General features: G+C 68.7%; 1 protein-coding gene. It reads left to right on the top strand.

The window, feature by feature from the left end; translation table 11 throughout:
- Nucleotides 1–52 precede the first annotated feature (52 nt).
- Entirely contained in the window at nucleotides 53–21,412 is a 21,360-nt protein-coding gene (locus ACFXIV_RS36615; protein ID WP_379401011.1) for an SDR family NAD(P)-dependent oxidoreductase, read from the top strand.
- The last annotated feature ends 43 nt before the right edge of the window (nucleotides 21,413–21,455 follow it).

Below are 21,455 nucleotides of genomic sequence, written 5' to 3'. Positions count from 1 at the left end.
CGGCGACATTCGCCGACGAGTCACGCTGACCCTAGGAAGAGCTAGCACACTAATGACGAAGCCCGAAGACAATACTCAGAAGCTCGCTCAGGCATTGCGCGTCTCGCTCAAGGAGACGGAGCGGTTGCGTGCCCGCAATCGCAAGCTCGACGCGGCTCTTCGCGAACCGATCGCGATTGTGGGTATGGCCTGCCGGTACCCGGGTGGGGTCAGTTCGCCTGAGGAGCTGTGGAATCTGGTCGCGGAGGGAACGGACGCGACCTCGGAGTTCCCCGGCAATCGTGGCTGGGATATCGATCGCCTCTATGACGCGACCGGGGAGACACCGAACACCACCTACACCCGCGAGGGCGGATTCCTGCATTCCGCAGGCGAATTCGACCCCGCGTTCTTCAACATCAGTCCCAATGAAGCCGCGCTCATGGATCCGCAGCAGTTCCTGCTGCTGGAGACCTCATGGGAGGCGTTCGAACGGGCGGGCGTCGACCCCGGCTCACTGAAGGGCAGCCGGACCGGCGTCTGGGTCGGCATGATGTACCACGACTATCCGGCCAATGCGAATTCGGGATCCATTGCCTCCGGCCGGGTCTCCTATGTGTTCGGCCTGGAAGGGCCGTCGGTCACCGTGGACACGGCGTGCTCGTCCTCATTGGTGGCAATGCATTCCGCGGCGGCCTCGCTGCGGTCGGGGGAGTGCGATCTGGCTCTGGCCGGTGGTGTGGCCGTGATGGCGACGCCGGAGACCTTCGTGGAGTTCAGCCGTCAGCGGGGCTTGTCTCCGGATGGTCGGTGTAAGTCCTTCTCCGACACGGCCGATGGGGTCGGCTGGTCCGAGGGCGTCGGTGTTCTGGTGTTGGAACGACTCTCCGACGCCCAGCGCAATGGGCATCAGATTCTCGCGGTGATCGCCGGTTCGGCGGTGAATCAGGATGGCGCATCCAATGGTCTGACCGCACCCAACGGTCCCTCGCAGCGACGGGTCATCCGCCAGGCTCTGACCAATGCGGGGGTGTCCCCGGCGGATGTGGATGTCGTCGAAGCCCACGGCACCGGTACGACTCTGGGTGATCCGATCGAAGCCCAGGCGCTGCTGGCGACGTACGGGCAGGAGCGTGACGCGGACCGGCCATTGTGGTTGGGCTCGCTGAAGTCCAATATCGGTCACGCCCAGGCCGCGGCCGGCGTGGGCGGTGTGATCAAGATGGTCATGGCGATGCGCCACGGTGTGCTGCCCAGGACCCTGCATGTGGATCAGCCCTCCACGAAGGTCGATTGGTCCGAGGGTCACGTGCGTCTGCTGACCGAGCCCGTGGCATGGCCGGAGGCGGATCGTCCGCGGCGTGCCGGTGTGTCCTCGTTCGGTATCAGCGGCACCAACGCACACGTCATCGTGGAGCAGGCCCCGGTGACCGAGCCCGTGGTGGATCAGGTGCCGGCGGTGAAGACCGTCCCGGCCGGTGGGCTGCTCCCCTGGGTGGTTTCGGCACGCACCGCCGAGGCTCTCGCCGATCAGGCTGCTCGTCTGACATCGCATGCGGCCGAACATGATCCGATCGATTTCGGCTTCTCGCTGGCGTCCACGCGGGCTGTTTTCGAGCATCGCGCAGTGGTGGTGGCCGAGCACCGCGATGGTCTCCTGGCGGGAGTCGAGGCGCTGGGCCTCGCCGAAACCACTCCCGGCGTCGTGACCGGTCGTGTGGTGGCGGGCTCGACCGGTGTGGTGTTCTCCGGTCAGGGTGCGCAGTGGGCCGGTATGGCTGCCGAACTGCGCGCCGCGTACCCCGTGTTCGTCGAGGTGTTCGATGCGATTGTCGCCGAGCTGGATCCGCTGCTGGGGCAGCAGGTTTCGTTGAGCGAGGCGTTGGCGGACGCTGATCTGGTTGATCGGACAGTGTTCGCGCAGGCGGGTTTGTTCGCGTTCGAGGTGGCGCTGTTCCGTCTGCTCGAATCCTGGGGAGTGCGTGCCGATGTGGTGGCCGGTCACTCGATCGGTGAGGTCGCTGCCGCGCATGTGGCCGGAGTGTTGTCTCTGACGGATGCGTGTGTGCTGGTGGCCGCGCGCGGCCGTTTGATGCAGGCGCTGCCCGCCGGCGGGGCGATGGTCGCCGTCGGTGCGTCCGAGGCCGACGTGCTGCCGCTGCTGGTGTCCGGCGGGGTGTCGATCGCGGCGGTGAATGGTCCTGCGTCGGTAGTGCTCTCCGGTGTCGAAGACGCGGTCGCCGCCGTTGTCGAGGGGTGTGCCGAGCGTGGTTGGCGTACACACAGGTTGCGGGTGTCGCATGCTTTCCACTCGGCCCTGATGGAGCCGATGCTGGCCGAGTTCGCCACGGCGATAGCGGGTTTGGCGTTCGCTCGTCCCACCATCCCGCTGGTGTCCACGGTCACCGGCGCACGGATCACCGACGAGATGATCGATCCGTCGTATTGGGTCGGTCAGGTCCGCGACACCGTGCGGTTCGCCGACGCGGTTGCCGCGATGGCGAATTCGGGTGTGTCCCGGTTCGCCGAGGTCGGACCCGACGCCGTGCTGACCCCCATGATCGCCCAGACTCTCGACGACGCCGCCACGGTGGTGGCCTTGGCGCGCCGGGATCGGGCCGATTCCTTCTCCGTGCTGTCCGGGGTGGCCGGGCTGTTCGTGTCCGGTGCCGACGTCGATTGGGCCGGTTTCTATGCCGGCTCCGGAGCTCAGCGAATCGACCTGCCCACCTACGCTTTCCAGCATCGGCGCTTCTGGATCGCCGCGGGCGCCGTCGGTGGCGATGCCCGGGCGATGGGCCTGGCGGCCACCGGACATCCCCTGGTCCCGGTGGTGGTGTCGCAACCGGATTCCGACGCGGTCACCCTCACCGGCCGACTGTCGGCGCAGACGCATCCATGGTTGGCCGATCACCGGGTGATGGACACCGTGCTGTTTCCTGGCACCGGTTTGGTCGAACTCGCCTTGCAAGCCGGGCAGCAGGTCGGTTGCTCGACCGTCGAGGAGTTGGTCCTGCGGGTGCCGCTGGTGCTGCCGGAGTCGGCAGGCGTCGCGGTGCGCGTCGTGGTCGGTGCCCAGGACGCCGCAGGCCGACGCGGGGTGAAGGTCTATTCCTGCCCCGATGACGGTGTCGATGCGGTGCCGTTGTGGACATTGAACGCCGAAGGCGTACTCGCATCAGGATTCGACAGCGCGCCAGCGGATTTGGCGCAGTGGCCGCCCGTCGGCGCCACCGCCGTCGATATCGACGGTGTCTACGACTCCCTTGATGCGCAGGGCTATCACTATGGTCCGGTGTTCCAGGCGCTGACCTCGGTGTGGCGGGGAACCGACGGCCTGCTCTACGCCGAGGTCGAGCTGCCGGAGCCGGCCCGTCCGGACGCCAAGCGGTTCGGCGTGCATCCGGCATTGCTCGATGCCGCTCTGCATGCCCTGCGCTTCGCCGATGGCATGCCCGCGGAGGGTGCCGGGCTGGCCTTGCCGTTCGAGTGGTCCGGTGTGGCCGTGCACGCGACCGGAGCGGGCGCGCTGCGCGTCCGGCTCACCCGCGTCGGCGAGCACGCGGTCACCCTGGATCTGGCGGACCCGACCGGTACCCCGGTGGCGACGGTGCGGCAGCTGGCTTCCCGGCCCATCGATCCCGCGCAGCTCACGGGCGGCGCATCCGCGGTCGGCAATGCGCTGTTCCAGGTCGGCTGGGCGCCGATCTCGGTCGGCGCGGCCGAAGTCGGCGCGGTGTCCTGGGCGGATCTCGGTGACGAGGTTCCGGCCGCGGTCGTGCTCGATTGCCCGCAGGGCAACGACCCCGCGGACATCCACGCCGCGACCCATGCAGCTCTCGCGGTGGTTCAGTCCTGGATCGCCGATTCTCGGTTCGCCGAGTCGACGCTGGTGGTTCGGACCAGTGGAGCCGTATCGGTTGCCGGGGAGGACATTACGAACCTGGCCGGTGCCGCCGTCGGCGGCCTGGTTCGCTCCGCGCAGGCGGAGAACCCGGGCCGGATCGTCCTGGTGGACACCGACTCCGCGCTCGACGGGCTGCTCGGCGGGATTCTGGCCGCGCAGGAACCACAGGTGGCCGTGCGCGCCGGGCAAGTGCACGGTGCGCGGCTGAGCCGGGCCACCGCGACGAACGCTTCGGCGACCGACCCCTTCGATCCGGACGACACCGTTCTGATCACCGGTGCGAGTGGTCTGCTCGGTGGACTGTTCGCCCGGCACCTGGTCGACACCCATGGTGTGCGTCGTCTGTTGCTGCTGAGCCGACGCGGAGAGGCCGCTCCCGGCGCGGCCGAGTTGCGCGCAGAGCTGCAGCGGCTCGGCGCAGAGGTCGAGTTCGTCGCGTGTGATGTCGCCGATCGCGACGCGCTCGCGCAGGCGATCGCGACTGTGCCTGCCGCACAACCGCTCACCGGCGTGTTCCATATGGCCGGCGTCCTCGACGACGGCGCCATCGCCTCGCTGACACCGGCCCGGATGGACGCGGTGCTGGGACCCAAGGTCGATGCCGCGCTGCACCTGCACGAACTCACCGCCCAGCTGCCGCTGAAGGCGTTCGTGCTGTTCAGCTCGGTGGCCGGTGCGTTCGGCAATGCCGGACAGGGCAACTATGCCGCGGCCAATGCGTGCCTGGATGCGCTCGCGGCACTCCGCAGGGCCTCGGGCAGCCACGGGCAGTCTCTGGCGTGGGGTCTGTGGGACGGGGGCATGGCCGGGCAGCTCAGCGACGCTGACCTGCACCGCATTTCGCGTTCGGGCCTGCTGCCGCTGTCTGAGGACCAGGGCCTGGCGCTGTTCGACGCCGCCACCGCGAGCGAGGTGACCGCCCCCATCCTCGCCCGCCTGGACCTGGACAACCTGCGTGGCGCCGAATTCGCCGTGCCCGCACTGTTTTCCGGCTTGATCCCGGCTCGCCGCCGAGCGGCCTCGGGTGCGGCGACACCCTTGCGTGCTCGTCTGGCCAACACTCCCGACAGCGAGCGTTTCGGTGTGCTCGTGGAGATCGTGCGCGGTCAGGTGGCGGCGATCCTCGGTCATCAGGACACGAACGCGATCGCGGCGGACAAGGCCTTCGGCGAGCTGGGCTTCGACTCGATCACCGCTGTCGAGTTCCGCAACGCCCTCAAAGCCGTCACCGGCCTATCGCTGCCCGCGACACTGGTATTCGACTACCCGACACCGCAGGCGCTGGCGAAATATCTGGCCGATGAATTCACCGGCACCGGCCGGGAGGCCGAGGTCACCGCCAGCGCGGCCGTCGGCGACGAGCCGATTGCGGTGGTAGCGATGAGCTGCCGCTATCCGGGCGGCGTCGCCTCCCCCGAAGACCTGTGGAATCTTGTCACCTCCGGCATCGATGCCACCGGCGAGATGCCGACGGATCGTGGGTGGGACATCGAGGGCATCTACGACCCAGAACCCGGTCACGCGGGCAAGACGTACACCCGTCAGGGCGGATTCCTGTACTCCGCAGCGGAATTCGACGCGGAATTCTTCGGGATCAGCCCCAACGAAGCCGCGATCATGGATCCGCAGCAGCGCTTGCTGCTGGAGGTCTCGTGGGAGGCGCTGGAGCGCGCCGGTGTGGATCCGGCGATACTGCGCGGCAGTTCCACCGGTGTCTTCACCGGCATGATGTACCACGACTACGCCCAGGGAACCGGGAACAACGCAACCGGGAGCTTGGTCTCGGGCCGGGTCTCGTATGTGTTCGGCCTCGAAGGCCCCGCGGTCACCGTGGACACGGCGTGTTCGTCCTCGCTCGTGGCCATGCATCTGGCCGCACAGTCGCTGCGGTCGGGGGAGTGCGACCTGGCGCTGGCCGGTGGTGTGGCGGTGATGGCCACCCCGGAGACCTTCGTGGAGTTCAGCCGTCAGCGGGGCTTGTCCCCGGATGGTCGGTGTAAGTCCTTCTCCGACACCGCCGATGGGGTCGGTTGGTCCGAAGGTGCCGGTGTGCTGGTGTTGGAGCGGTTGTCCGACGCCCGCCGCAACGGTCATCAGGTGCTCGCGGTGATCGCTGGTTCGGCGGTGAATCAGGATGGCGCGTCGAATGGTCTGACCGCACCCAACGGTCCGTCGCAGCGGCGAGTGATTCGCCAAGCGCTGGCGAATGCCGGTGTCTCGCCGGTCGAGGTGGATGTGGTGGAGGCCCACGGCACCGGTACGACGCTAGGCGATCCGATCGAAGCCCAAGCGCTGCTGGCCACTTACGGCCAGGATCGTGCGGCGGATCGTCCGCTGTGGCTGGGGTCGCTGAAGTCCAATATCGGTCACGCCCAAGCCGCGGCGGGTGTCGGTGGCGTGATCAAGATGGTGATGGCGATGCAGCACGGGGTCCTACCCCGAACGCTGCACGCTGATCAGCCCAGCACGAAGGTCGATTGGTCCGAGGGCCATGTGCGGTTGTTGACCGAGTCGGTGGCGTGGCCGGAGGTGGATCGTCCGCGTCGTGCGGGCGTGTCGTCCTTCGGTATCAGCGGCACCAACGCGCACCTCATCGTCGAGCAGGCTCCGGTAGCTCCAGTGGCGGAGTCGGCGCCGGTGGTCGAGACCGTTCCGGCGGCACTGCCGTGGGTGGTTTCGGCGCGCGGTAGTGACGCTCACGCCGGCCAGGCTGCTCGCTTGGCATCGTCTGTGGGCGAACATGATCCGATCGATATCGGCTTCTCGCTGGCGTCCACGCGCGCTGTGCTCGAGCATCGTGCTGTAGTGGTGGCCGAGGGGCGTGAAGGATTCCTCTCGGGACTACGGTCGTTGGCTGCCGGTGTGCAGGCACCCGGCGTGGTGTCCGGTCGCCCCGTGTCGGGTTCGACAGGTCTGGTGTTCTCGGGTCAGGGTGCGCAGTGGGCCGGTATGGCTACCGAACTGCGTGCGGCTTACCCGGTGTTCGGCGAGGCTTTCGATGGGATTGTCGGGCAGCTGAATCCGCTGCTGGGGCAGCAGGTTTCACTGAGCGAGGCTTTGGCGGACGGTGATCTGGCCGACCAGACGGTGTTTGCGCAGGCGGGCCTGTTCGCGTTCGAGGTGGCGTTGTTCCGTCTGCTCGAATCCTGGGGTGTGCGTGCGGATGTGGTGGCCGGTCATTCGATCGGTGAGGTGGCTGCCGCGCATGTGGCCGGGGTGCTGTCTCTGACCGATGCGTGTGTACTGGTGGCCGCTCGCGGCCGGTTGATGCAGGCATTGCCCACCGGTGGGGCGATGGTCGCGGTCGGCGCATCGGAGGCCGATGTGCTGCCGCTGCTGGTGGCCGGTGGGGTGTCGATCGCGGCGGTCAACGGCCCGTCGTCGGTCGTGTTGTCCGGTGTCGAGGACGACGTCGTGGCTGTTGCCGATCGTTGCGCCGAGCAGGGTTGGCGGACCCACCGGCTGCGTGTCTCGCACGCTTTCCATTCGGTTCTGATGGAGCCGATGCTGGCCGAGTTCGCCACGGCGATCGAGGGTTTGGCGTTCGCCCGTCCGAGCATCCCGCTGGTATCGACCGTAACCGGCGCTCGGATCGTCGACGAGATGTGTGATCCGTCGTACTGGGTGGGTCAGGTTCGGGAGTCGGTGCGCTTCGCGGATGCCGTTGTAGCGATGGCTGATTCGGGTGTGTCCAGGTTCGCCGAGGTCGGTCCCGATGCGGTACTGACTCCGATGATCGCCCAGACCCTCGAGGACGGCGCGGCCGCGGCGGTCGCGTTGGCGCGTCGGGATCGGGCCGATGCGCCGACACTGCTGGCCGGAGTGGCCGGGTTGTTCGTCACCGGCGCCCAGGTCGATTGGGCCGCTCTGTATGCCGGTTCCGGTGCTCGGCGAATCGACCTGCCCACCTATGCTTTCCAGCGTCGGCGCTATTGGATGGCCCCGACGTCCACCGGTAGTGGCGACGCCCGGGCGATGGGTTTCGTGGCCAGCGGGCATCCGCTGGTTTCGGCCGTGGTCTCGCAGCCGGATTCCGAGGTGGTCACGCTCAGTGGCCGTTTGTCGGCGCAGACCCAGCCATGGCTGGCCGATCACAAGGTCATGGACGCTGTCCTGCTGCCCGGCACCGGACTGGTCGAACTCGCCCTGCAGGCCGGAGAACACGTCGGCTGCCCGACCCTGGACGAGCTGATCCTGCAAGCGCCGCTGGTACTTCCGGAGTCTGCCGGGGTCGCGGTGCGCGTGGTGGTCGCCGCCCCGGACGGCGCGGGTCGTCGCGGTGTGCGGATCTTCTCGTGCCCCGACAGTGGCGTCGATTCCGCGTCGTCGTGGACGTTGAACGCCGAGGGCGTGCTCGCGCCGGACGAGGTGGTGGCGGATTTCGATCTTGCCGCGTGGCCTCCGGCCGGTGCGCAGCCGATGGATGTCGACGGCGTCTACGACGAGCTGTTCGATCTCGGATACGGCTACGGCCCCCTGTTCCAGGGTTTGCAGGCCGCATGGCAGCGTGATGGAGAACTGTTCGCCGAGGTCGCGCTACCGGATCCGCAGGGAGCCAACGGTTTCGGCATCCATCCCGCATTGTTCGACGCCGCTCTGCACGCCGGAATCGTGCACGGTCGTCGCAGCGGCGGCGGTGATGCGCCGGTGCTGCCCTTCACCTGGAATCGGGTGGCGCTGCACGCGGTCGGCGCTGCCGCGGTGCGGGTGCGTATCGCGGTGCAGGACAACAGGTTCGCCGTCCAGCTTGCCGACGCGCAAGGGCAACCGGTGTTGTCGGTGGATGCCCTGGTTTCCCGGCCGGTGTCGGCCGAGCGACTCGGCGGCCGGCGCGCGTCGGAAGCCCTTTTCGGTATCGAGTGGGTCGCCGCCGGGTTGTTGGACGGGGTGACGGTCGAGCCGGATCGGCTGGCGCTCCTCGGTTCTGACCAGGGCGCTGACGGGGTGCCCGGCCACCGTGATCTCGCGGCATTGATCACCGATCTGGATGCGAACCCCGATGTGGTTGTCCCTGAGATCGTCCTGCTGGACTGCCCCCGTGGGGACGGCCCCGAGCCGGAGGCCGCCCGGCAGGCTGTCACCGGTGTCCTGGATACCGTTCAGCGGTGGCTGGCCGAATCCCGTTTCGCCGGTTCCCGTTTGGTGGTGCTCACCAGGCAGGCAGTGACCGTCGCCGATGTGGAGCAGGTGCGCCTGGATCAGGCCCCGGTGTGGGGGCTGGTGCGGGCAGCGCAGGCGGAACACCCGGGTCGTTTCCAGCTTCTCGATCTGGATGACGGCGGTGAGCCGTTCGCTGCCGCAACCGCGGTCGCCGCTGTCGCGTCGGAACCCGAGGTCGCTCTCCGGGGCACGAGCGTGCTCGTGCCGCGTTTGAGCCGCCACGCATCGGGCACGATTGTTCGATCGGCGGCGTCGGGCACGGTGCTGATCACCGGAGGCACCGGTGGCCTCGGTGCGGTGATCGCCCGGCATCTGGTGACCGAACACGGTGTGCGCCAACTGCTTCTGACCGGTCGTCGTGGCCCGGATGCGCCGGGAGCCACCGAACTTCGGGACGAACTCGTCGAGCTCGGCGCCGAGGTCACCATCGCCGCGTGCGACGTGTCCGATCGAGACGCGCTGGCCGCCTTGCTCGACACCATTTCCGACCAGCACCCCCTGACCGGAGTGATCCACGCGGCCGGAACCGCCGACAACGGCCTGATCGAATCGATTACGCCCGACCGCATCGAGCAGGTTTTCCGGCCCAAGGTCGACGCCGCCTGGCATCTGCACGAACTCACCCGCGACCGGTCGCTGGAGTTGTTCGTGCTGGTGTCGTCGGCCGGTGGCCTGGTGCTGGCCGCCGGCCAAGCGAACTACGCCGCCGCGAATGTCTTCCTGGACGCCCTCGCCGCCCACCGTCGCGGCCTGGGACTGGCCGCGACATCCATCGATTACGGGTTGTGGGCGCGGTCCACCGCGCTCGGTGCCGAGCTGTCCGAGAGCGACTTCGACCGGATGCGGCGGCAGGGCTACCCGCCGCTGGCCGAGTCCGAGGGCCTGGCACTGTTCGACTCGGCGATCGCCACCGACCAGGCCCAACTGGTCGCGCTGCGAGTCGATCCGGCCATCCTGCGCACCCAGGGCGAGCGGATCCCGGCGCTCCTCCGTTCGGTCGTCCCGACGCCCGTGCGCCGCCAGACTCGCACCGCGGCAGGTCAGGCCTTCCTACGGAAGCTGGCCGGTCTCTCCGACAGCGATCGCGACAGCGCGCTGCTCGAACTCGTCCGGTCCACTGCCGCAGACATTCTCGGGCACGCCTCCATGGCGGCTGTCGAACCCCAGCAGGCATTCCAGCAGCTCGGTTTCGACTCGCTCAGCGCTGTCGAGTTCCGCAACAAACTCAATACCGCGACCGGTCTGCAACTACCGGCGACCCTCGTCTTCGACTACCCCAATCCGCAGGTCGTCGCGGAGTTCATCGGTTCGCAACTCACCGGCACCGGAGCCGTCGACGAGCTCGCGACCAGTCGTGTCCGAGCCGACGACGAGCCGATTGCCGTGGTGGCGATGGGATGTCGCTATCCGGGTGGCGTCATGTCGCCGGAGGATCTGTGGAGCCTCGTCGTATCGGGTGCCGACACCACCGGTGAGTTGCCGGTGGATCGTGGCTGGGACATCGAGGGCATCTACGATCCCGAACCCGGCAAGGTAGGCAGGACCTACACGCGCCGGGGCGGATTCCTGTACTCCGCAGCGGAATTCGATGCGGAATTCTTCGGGATCAGCCCCAATGAAGCCACGATGATGGACCCCCAGCAGCGATTGCTGCTGGAGGTCTCGTGGGAGGCATTGGAACGCGCCGGGGTGGATCCGGCGGTGCTGCGCGGCAGCTCGACCGGTGTGTTCACCGGTGTGATGTACCACGACTACGCCCAGGGAACCGGGACCGGAGCCAGCACCGGCGGCAGTCTGGTCTCGGGCCGGATCGCTTACACACTGGGATTGGAGGGCCCGGCCGTCTCGGTGGACACGGCGTGTTCGTCGTCGCTGGTGGCACTGCATCTGGCCTCGCAGTCGCTACGGTCGGGGGAGTGCGATCTCGCATTGGCCGGTGGTGTCGCCGTGATGGCCACCCCGGACATGTTCCTCGAGTTCAGTCGTCAGCGCGGGCTCGCACCGGATGGACGATGCAAGTCCTTCGCCGACGCCGCCGACGGCGTCGCCTGGTCCGAGGGCGCCGGAATGCTGGTGCTGGAACGACTCTCCGACGCCCGGCGCAACGGCCACCAGATTCTCGCCGTGATCGCCGGTTCGGCGGTGAACCAGGATGGCGCGTCGAATGGTCTGACCGCACCCAACGGTCCCTCGCAGCGGCGGGTCATCCGCCAAGCGCTGGCCAATGCCCGCGTGACTTCGGCCGACGTGGATGTGGTCGAAGCTCATGGCACGGGAACGACTTTGGGCGATCCGATCGAAGCCCAGGCGCTACTCGCGACCTACGGCCAGGACCGCGAGGCGGATCGTCCGCTGTGGTTGGGTTCGTTGAAGTCCAACATCGGTCACGCTCAGGCCGCGGCCGGTGTGGGTGGTGTCATCAAGATGGTCATGGCGATGCGCCATGGCCTGCTGCCGCGAACACTGCACGTGGATCAGCCCAGCACCAAAGTCGATTGGAGCGAAGGCCACATCCGGCTGCTGACCGAGGCCGTCGCGTGGCCGGACGTTGATCGTCCGCGTCGTGCCGGTGTGTCCTCCTTCGGTATCAGCGGCACCAACGCCCACCTCATCGTCGAACAGGCTCCGGCAGCGGCCCCGGCTCCGGTGGCCAAGACCGCTCCGGCCGGTGCAGTGCTGCCGTGGGTGCTCTCGGCACGCACGGACGAGGCTCTTGCCGAGCAGGCTGCCCGCCTGACGTCCCACACTGACGACCACGATCACGACCCGATCGACATCGGCTTCTCGCTCGTGACTTCGAGAGTGCTGTTCGACCATCGCGCCGTGGTGTTGTCCCCCGAGCACGACGGCCTGCGGGCCGGCACTCGGGCGCTGGGGCGCGGCGAAACGGCTCCGGGTGTGGTGTCCGGTCGCGTGATGCCGGGCTCGACCGGTGTGGTGTTCTCGGGTCAGGGTGCGCAGTGGGCCGGTATGGCCACTGAGCTGCGCGCGGCGTACCCGGTGTTCGCCGAGGCGTTCGACGCGATCGTCGCCGAACTGGAACCGCTGCTGGGGCAGCAGGTTTCGCTGAGTGAAGCCTTGACCGGTGCTGAGCTCGTGGACCAGACGGTGTTTGCGCAGGCGGGTTTGTTCGCGTTCGAGGTGGCGCTGTTCCGTCTCCTCGAATCCTGGGGCGTGCGTACCGATGTCGTGGCCGGTCACTCGATCGGGGAAGTGGCAGCTGCCCATGTCGCGGGTGTGCTGTCTCTGACGGATGCGTGTGTGCTGGTGGCCGCGCGCGGCCGGTTGATGCAGGCATTGCCCACTGGTGGGGCCATGGTCGCTGTCGGCGCCTCCGAGACCGACGTTCGGGCGCTGCTGGCGGCCGGTGACGTGCCGGCCGGTGAGGTGTCGATCGCGGCGGTCAACGGCCCGTCGTCGGTGGTGCTCTCCGGTGTGGAAGCTGCTGTCGTGGCTGTTGCTGAGCGGTGTGCCGAGCAGGGTTGGCGGACGCACCGGTTGCGGGTGTCGCATGCCTTCCATTCGGCGTTGATGGAGCCGATGCTGGCCGAGTTCGCTTCGGCGATCGAGGGTTTGGCGTTCGCTGGCCCGAGCATTCCGTTGGTGTCGACGGTGACCGGCGCCCGGATCGGTGACGAGATGTCGGATCCGTCGTACTGGGTCGGTCAAGTCCGGGACACCGTGCGCTTCGCCGACGCGGTCACCGCGATGGCGGGTATGGGTGTGTCCAGATTCGCCGAGGTCGGTCCCGACGCGGTACTGACCCCGATGGTCGCCCAGACTCTCGATGACGGTGCTGCCGCGGTGGTGGCGTTGGCGCGTCGTGGTCACGCGGATCCGTCGGCCGTGCTGGCTGGAGTGGCCGGGCTGTTCGTGACCGGCGCTCACGTCGACTGGGCCGGCCTCTACGCCGGCACCGGAGCCGGGCGAATCGACTTGCCCACCTACGCTTTCCAGCGCAGCCGCTACTGGATGCTCGACGGCTCCGCCGCCGGCGGTGACGCCCGGGCCATGGGTCTCGCCGCCACCGGACACCCCCTGGTCTCAGTGGTCGTGTCCCAACCGGATTCCGACGCGATGACCCTCACCGGCCGGCTGTCGGTGCAGGCACACCCCTGGCTCGCCGACCACACGGTCATGGACACCGTACTGTTCCCCGGTACCGGGCTGGTCGAACTCGCCCTGCACGCCGGCGAACAGGTGGGCTGCTCGACCCTCGAGGAACTGGTCCTCCAGGTCCCGCTGGCACTCCCGGAGTCCGCGGGACTCGCGGTGCGGGTGGTGGCCGGTGCTCCGGACGAGACCGGCCGTCGCGCGGTGCGGATCTTTTCCCGCCCCGAGGACGGTGTCGATGCCGCGCCGGCGTGGACCTTGCACGCCGAGGGTGTGCTCACACCCGGAATCGGCAGTGCGCCTGCCGATCTGGTGCGATGGCCGCCGACCGGTGCGGTCGCTGTGGACATCGACGGTGCGTACGACTCGCTCGATGCGCAGGGCTATCACTATGGACCGGTGTTCCAGGCACTGAAGTCGGTGTGGCGCGCCGCGGACGGGCTGCTCTACGCCGAGGTCGAACTGCCCGAGGCGGCCCGCGCCGAGGCGGAGCGGTTCGGTCTGCATCCGGCGCTGCTGGATGCGGCGTTGCACGCGTTGCGTTTTGCCGAGGACACATCGGCGGAGGGCGCCGGGCTGGCGCTGCCGTTCGAGTGGTCCGATGTCACCGTGCACGCGGCCGGCGCCGACGCCCTGCGTGTCCGGCTCACCCGTGCCGGTGAGCACGGCGTTGCCATCGATCTGGCGGACTCGACCGGTGCTCCGGTGGCCACTGTGCGGCACTTGGCCTCCCGGCCGATCGATCCCGCACAGCTGACCACGGGCGCTTCCGTCGTCGGCAATGGGCTGTTCCAGATCGACTGGACGCCGATCACGGTGCGTCCTGCCGAGGCCACCGCGGTAGCGTGGCCGGATCTCGGTCAGCAGGTCCCGCCGGTGGTCGTGCTGGAGTGCCCCACGGGCAACGACCTCGCCGCCATTCATGCTGCGACGCACGACGTTCTGGAGATCCTCCAGTCCTGGATCGCAGACCGGCGATTCACCGAATCGGTGCTGGTGGTTCGAACCGGCGGCGCGGTTTCGGTTGCCGGGGAAGACATTACGAACCTGGCCGGTGCCGCCGTGGGTGGTCTGGTCCGCTCCGCGCAGGCCGAGAATCCCGGCCGGATCGTATTGATCGACAGCGACTCCGCACTCGACGGGCTGCTCGGCGGCATCGTGGCCGCGGCCGAACCGCAGGTGGCCGTGCGTGACGGGCAGGTGCACATCGCGCGGTTGGGCCGAGCGGCCGCCACCGGGGCGACCGTCGCTCCCGCCTTCGATCCGGACGACACCGTTCTGATCACCGGCGCGGGCGGGTTGCTCGCCGGGATGTTCGCCCGGCATCTGGTCGCCGCCCGCGGCGTCCGTCGCCTGTTGTTGTTGAGCAGGCGCGGCGAATCCGCGCCCGGTGCTGCGGAACTGGGCGCAGAGCTGCGGCAGCTGGGTGCCGAGGTCGAGTTCGCCGCGTGTGATGTCGCCGATCGTGGCGCTCTCGCCGAGGTGCTGGCAGGCGTGCCCGCCGATCGTCCGCTCACCGGCGTGTTCCACATGGCCGGTGTCCTCGACGACGGTGCGATCGCTTCGCTGACCCCGGCACGCATGGATACGGTGCTGGGGCCCAAGGTCGATGCCGCGCTGCACCTGCACGAACTCACCGCCGGACTGTCATTGCAGGCGTTCGTACTGTTCAGCTCGGTCGCCGGTGCGTTCGGCAACCCCGGCCAGGGCAACTACGCCGCGGCCAACGCGTGCCTGGATGCGCTGGCGGCACACCGCCGGGCTTCGGGTGGCCGCGGTAGTTCCCTGGCCTGGGGCCTGTGGGACGGTGGCATGGCGGGGCAACTCAGTGACGTTGACCGTCAACGCCTTTCGCGTTCGGGCATGCTGCCGCTGTCGGAGGAACAGGGCCTCGCACTGTTCGATGCCGCTCTCGAGATCGACGCGGCGGCACCGGTCCTTGCCCGTCTCGATTTCGAGAGCATCCGCAGCGCGGGCACCGCCGCGCCGACGCTCTTCGCGGGCCTGATCCCGGCCCGCCGCAAAGCGGCTTCGGGTGCCTTCACGGCGCTGCGGGCTCGGCTGGCGAACACTCCCGAGAGTGAACGTTTCGATGTGCTCGTGGAGATCGTGCGTGCGCAGGTCGCCACGATTCTCGGTCATCAGAAGGTGAACGCGGTCGCGGCGGACAAGGCCTTCGGCGAGTTGGGCTTCGATTCGATCACCGCTATCGAGTTCCGCAACGCTCTCAAAGCCGTCACGGGGTTGCAGCTGCCCGCGACCTTGGTGTTCGACTACCCGACACCTCAGGCCCTGGCGAAATATCTGGCCGACGAGTTCGCCGGCATCAGCCGCGATGTCGAGGTGACCGCCAGCAGAGCCGTCGACACGGATCCGATCGCCGTCGTCGGAATGGCCTGCCGCTATCCCGGGGGCGTCACGTCCCCCGAGGAACTGTGGGAACTGGTCCGGGTCGGCGGGGATGCGGTGTCGACCCTCCCGACCGATCGAGGCTGGGACATCACCGGCATCTACGATCCGGAACCGGGCCGCGCGGGCAAGTCCTACACCCGGGAAGGCGGATTCCTGCACACCGCTGCGGAATTCGACGCGGACTTCTTCGGCATCGGCCCCAACGAAGCCACGATGATGGATCCGCAACAGCGCCAACTCCTGGAAACGACCTGGGAGGCGCTGGAACGCGCCGGTGTGGATCCGGCGGTGCTGCGCGGCAGCTCGACCGGTGTGTTCACCGGCGTGATGTACCACGACTACGCCCAGGGCAGCGGGAACAGCGCGACCGGCAGTCTCGTCTCCGGTCGCATCGCCTACACCCTGGGATTGGAGGGCCCGGCCGTCTCGGTCGACACGGCCTGCTCGTCGTCCCTGGTGGCCATGCATCTGGCCGCGCAGTCGCTGCGGTCGGGTGAATGCGACCTGGCGCTGGCCGGTGGTGTCGCGGTGATGGCCACCCCGGAGACCTTCGTGGAGTTCAGCCGTCAGCGCGGGCTCGCACCCGATGGACGGTGTAAGTCCTTCTCCGACACCGCCGATGGTGTCGGGTGGTCGGAGGGCGCCGGAATGCTGGTGCTGGAACGACTCTCCGACGCCCAGCGCAACGGTCACCAGGTGCTCGCGGTGCTCGCCGGTTCGGCGGTGAATCAGGATGGCGCGTCGAATGGTCTGACCGCACCGAATGGTCCGTCTCAGCGCCGAGTGATTCGCCAAGCGTTGGCCAACGCCGGGATCTCGCCGGTCGAGGTCGATGTGGTGGAAGCCCACGGCACCGGTACGACGTTGGGCGATCCCATTGAAGCCCAAGCGCTTCTGGCCACCTACGGCCAGGACCGTGCGGCTGATCGTCCGCTGTGGCTGGGCTCGTTGAAGTCCAACATCGGTCACGCTCAGGCTGCGGCCGGTGTGGGTGGCGTGATCAAGATGGTGATGGCCATGCGCCACGGCGTGCTGCCCAAGACGCTGCACGTCGATGCACCCAGCACCAAAGTCGATTGGAGCGAAGGCCATATCCGGTTGCTGACCGAGGCAGTCGCGTGGCCGGAGGTGGATCGTCCGCGTCGTGCCGGTGTGTCCTCGTTCGGCATCAGTGGCACGAATGCCCACGTCATCGTCGAGCAAGCTCCGGTGGTGGATCAGGCACCGGTCACGACGACGGACCGTGCTGAGGGACTGCTGCCCTGGGTGGTTTCGGCACGAAGTGGCGAGGCGCTCGGCGGTCAGGCTGCTCGCCTGGCGTCCCATGTGGCTGATCGCGACCTGAATCCGGCGGATGTCGGCTTCTCCCTGGCGTCCACGCGTGCTGTTTTCGAGCATCGCGCGGTTGTGGTCGCCGAGAGTCATGGCCTGCTCCCGGGCGTGCGGTCCTTGGCTGCCGGTGAGCAGGCCCCCGGTGTGGTGACCGGCCGCGTGACGTCGGGTTCGACGGGTCTGGTGTTCTCGGGTCAGGGTGCGCAGTGGGCCGGTATGGCCACTGAGCTGCGCGCCGCGTACCCGGTGTTCGCCGAGGCATTCGACGCAATTGTCACCGAGCTGGATCCGCTGCTGGGACAGCAGGTTTCGCTGAGTGAGGCGCTGGCGGACGCTGATCTGGTCGACCAGACGGTGTTTGCGCAGGCGGGCCTGTTCGCGTTCGAGGTGGCGTTGTTCAGGCTGCTCGAATCCTGGGGAGTCCGTGCCGATGTGGTGGCCGGTCATTCGATCGGTGAGGTCGCTGCTGCGCATGTGGCGGGTGTGCTGTCTCTGGCGGATGCGTGTGTATTGGTGGCCGCGCGTGGCCGGTTGATGCAGGCGCTTCCCACTGGCGGAGCGATGGTGGCGGTCGGTGCTCCCGAGGCCGATGTGCTGCCGTTGCTGGTCGGTGAGGTGTCGATCGCCGCGGTGAATGGCCCTGCGTCGGTGGTGCTTTCCGGCATCGAGGACGATGTCGTCGCCGTCGCCGACCGTTGTGCCGGAAAGGGCTGGCGCACGCACAGGTTGCGTGTTTCCCATGCCTTCCATTCGGCGTCGATGGAACCGATGCTGGCCGAATTCGACACAGCGATACAAGGTTTGGCGTTCACCCGCCCCCGCATCCCGCTGGTGTCGACGGTGACCGGTGCACGGGTGACCGACGAGATGTCGTATCCGTCGTATTGGGTGCGCCAGGTCCGGGAGACCGTACGGTTCGCCGACGCGGTCGCCACGGCCGCCGAGCTCAGCGTGTCCAGGTTCGCCGAGGTCGGTCCCGATGCGGTGCTGACCCCGATGATCGCCCAAACTCTCGACACCGCAACCACAATCGCCCTCACCAGACGGGACAACGCGACCCCCGTGACCCTGCTGACGGGCCTCGCCCGCCTGCACGTCACCGGTGCGACGGTGGATTGGACCCGCTACTACGCCGGAGTCGGTGGCACCAAGACCGACCTCCCGACCTACAGCTTCCAGCACCGCCGCTTCTGGGCCACCGGCCCACTGCACACCGGCGAGGCGCACGCGCTCGGCCTGCGGTCCACCGAGCACCCCATGCTCGGCGCGATGGTGGCACAGCCGGAGAGCGGCGGCGTCAGGTTCACCGGCCGCCTGTCCACGGCCACCCATCCCTGGCTGGCCGATCATGACGTGCTCGGCACGGTGCTGCTCCCCGGCACCGGATTCGTCGAGCTCGCCGTGCACGCCGGAGACCAGGTCGACTGCCCGGAACTCGAGGAACTCACACTGCTGGCCCCGCTGGTGTTGCACGGCCACGGCGGAGTGCAGATCCAGGTGATCGTCGGCGACAGCGACGAGACCGGTCGCCGAGGGCTCGACATCTACTCGCGCAAGGACGCGGACGATCCGTCGCTCACGTGGACCCACCACGCGCACGGCACGGTGAGCCCGGGCCAGGAGGCCGGCGACGACGGCTGGGCCGATTTCGTGCAGTGGCCACCGGCCGGTGCCACGGCCGTGCCGTTGGACGGCGCCTACGACGAACTCGCGGGGAACGGGTACCACTATGGGCCCGCCTTCCAAGGGCTGTCGGCCCTGTGGCGTCGCGGAGAGGATCTCTTCGCCGAAGTCGCTCTCCCCGAACAGACCTCGGCCCAGGGCTACGGTGTGCATCCCGCGCTGCTCGACTCGGCCATGCACGCACTGTCCTTCGGCCTTCCCGAGGGCGTGGACGAGCATGCCGAGCGGCCGACCCTGGTGCCGTTCGCGTGGTCTTCGGTGCGTGTGCACGCGGACGGTGCCCGCCGGGTGCGGGTCCGGTTGACCTGGCGGAATCAGGCAGAAGTCACCCTCACGATGGCCGATTCCGTCGGTGCGCCACTGCTTTCGGTACGGTCGCTCGCCTTGCGCCCGCTGTCGGTCGAACTGCTCTCGGGGGCGGCCCGGTCCTCGCAGGACGCGCTGTACGAGCTCACCTGGCGGCCCGGTCCGGAACTGCGTCCGGCGGCGGGAGTCTCGTGGGCCGAATGGGGCGCGGCGGAGCCGGCGTCGGTCCTGCTCTTCCGGCCCCCGGTCGACGGCGACGACGTGCCGGTCCGGTTGCGGGCGGTGCTGCACCGCACGCTCGGCGTCATCCAGCAGTTCCTGAGCGAAGAGCGGTACGCCGCAACCACTTTGGCTGTCATCACCGACTCCGAGGCCGACCCGGCCGCGGCCGCGGTGTGGGGTCTGGTGCGCGCGGCGCAGGCGGAGAACCCCGGGCGGATCGTGCTCGTCGAGGCGCGTGCGGAGACAGCGGCGGATCACCTTGTCGGCGCGGCGATCTCGGGTGAGCCGGAACTGGCTGTCGATGCCGACGGGGCGCGGGTGCCGCGCCTGGTTCGCGCCGCGTCGCCCGACCCGGAGCCGCAGGCACCGTGGGATCCCGAACGGACGGTGTTGATTACCGGTGGTACCGGCGGGATCGGCCGCCACATCGCCGAGCATCTGGTGACCGAACACGGTGTGCGGAACCTGGTGCTGGCCGGTCGTCGCGGACCGGACGCCGTCGCGGATCTGATCGCGGAACTCGGCGCTCTCGGCGCCCGGGTCCGCGTGGCCGCTTGCGATGTCACCGACCGGAATGCCTTGCGGGACCTGCTCGCTTCGATACCCGCGGAGCATCCGCTCGGTGCGGTCGTGCACGTGGCGGGCGTCGCCCACAACGGTCTGGTCGACACCTTGACGCCCGAGCAGATCGACTACTGCCTCGGTGCCAAGGCCGACGCCGCGTGGTATCTGCACGAACTCACCCGCGACGCCGGACTGTCCGCATTCGTGATGATCTCCTCGGTGGCAGGCTCGATCCTGCCTGCCGGGCAGGGCGGTTACGCGGCGGCCAACGTCTTCCTCGACGCCCTCGCCACCTCCCGGCACGCCGAGGGCCTCCCGGCCACCTCGCTCGCCTACGGCCTGTGGGACATCGAAACCGGCCTGTCGCAGTGGCTCAGCCAGGCCGACCGGCTGCGTATGCGTCGCCAGGGCATGCCGCCGCTGGCCGCGGACAAGGCGCTCGAATTGTTCGACGCGGCCGTGTCCACGACGCGTCCGGTGCACGTGCCGGTCGAGATCGACCTGGCGGCGTTGCGCGCCCGGGACGCGGTGCCCGCACTGCTCGGCGACCTGGCCAAGCGGGCCGGGCGTCGGCACAGCGGCGGAACCCAGGACGCGGGAGCGCTGCGCAGGCAGCTGGCACAGCTCTCGGAGTCCGAGCAGGAACAGTGGCTCCGGACCCACATCCTCGAGAACGCCGCCAGGCTGCTCGGGCACGAGAGCGCCGACGCGCTCGACCCCGAGCGCGACTTCCTCGAGGCCGGGTTCGACTCACTGGCCGCCATGGAGTTGCGGACCACGCTGAATGCCTCCACCGGCCTGACCCTGCCGACCGCCGCGATCTTCGATCACAAAACGCCTGCGGCACTGGCCCGATACCTGCGGAAGGAGCTCACCACAGCCACCCGAGACGACAGCGAGCGGGTGAGCGAGGACGACTCGTTGTACGGAATGTTCCGTGGCGCAGTGGAATCCGGGCGAGTCGGCACCGGCTTCGCCCTGTTGAATCTGGCGGCGGAGCTGCGCGAGCAGTTCGCGTCGGCGTCCGAGCTGGATCGGCTACCGGTGCCGGCGCGAGTCGCGGCGGGTTCGGCGCTGCCGCGGATCATCTGCCTCACACCGCCACTGGCCACCGGCGGCGCGCATCAGTACGCCAGGATCGCCTCGCACCTGCGCACTGCCCGTGAGGTCGTGGCGCTGTCGCCGATCGGCTGCCGGACGGGAGAACCCCTGCCGGCGACGCCGACGGCGGCCTTGCAGGCCCTGGCGCGCAGCGTTCTCGAAGCGGCGCAAGGAGATCCGTTCGTGCTGCTCGGGTACTCCTCGGGCGGCCTGCTGGCCTACCTCCTCACCGAGCACCTGGAGGCGGTGGGCGGACCCGCCCCCGCGGGCGTGGTCATGCTCGACACCTACCGGGTGGACGATGGCGGCGGCGAATGGCTGCTGCGGGCGATGGCTGAGCACATGGTGTCCAACGAGGCGACATTCGGCCGCTTCGACCAGGCCCGCTTGTCCGGTATGGGTTGGTATGTCCGGCTGCTCCAGGAGATGGCGCCCGGTCCCGTTGTCACGCCGGCCTTGTTCGTCCAGTGCGCCCAGTCATTCCTGGAAAGTTCGGCGGAGCGCGCGGACTGGCAGGCCCAGCCCTGGGACGCAACGCATTCCGTCGTGCCGGTCCAGGCCGATCACTTCACGATCCTGGAGGACGGCTCGGCGGATGCCGCGGACGTGATCGAGGGCTGGCTCGCCGGTTAGGGGCGACGACCGGGTGAGCCCAGGCTCACCCGGTCGTTCTCTC

This window comes from Nocardia sp. NPDC059236 (assembly GCF_042754085.1).
GTDB lineage: Bacteria > Actinomycetota > Actinomycetes > Mycobacteriales > Mycobacteriaceae > Nocardia.
The sequence above is the reverse complement of the archived record's forward strand: the minus strand, read 5'-3'. Positions and strand labels throughout refer to the sequence as shown.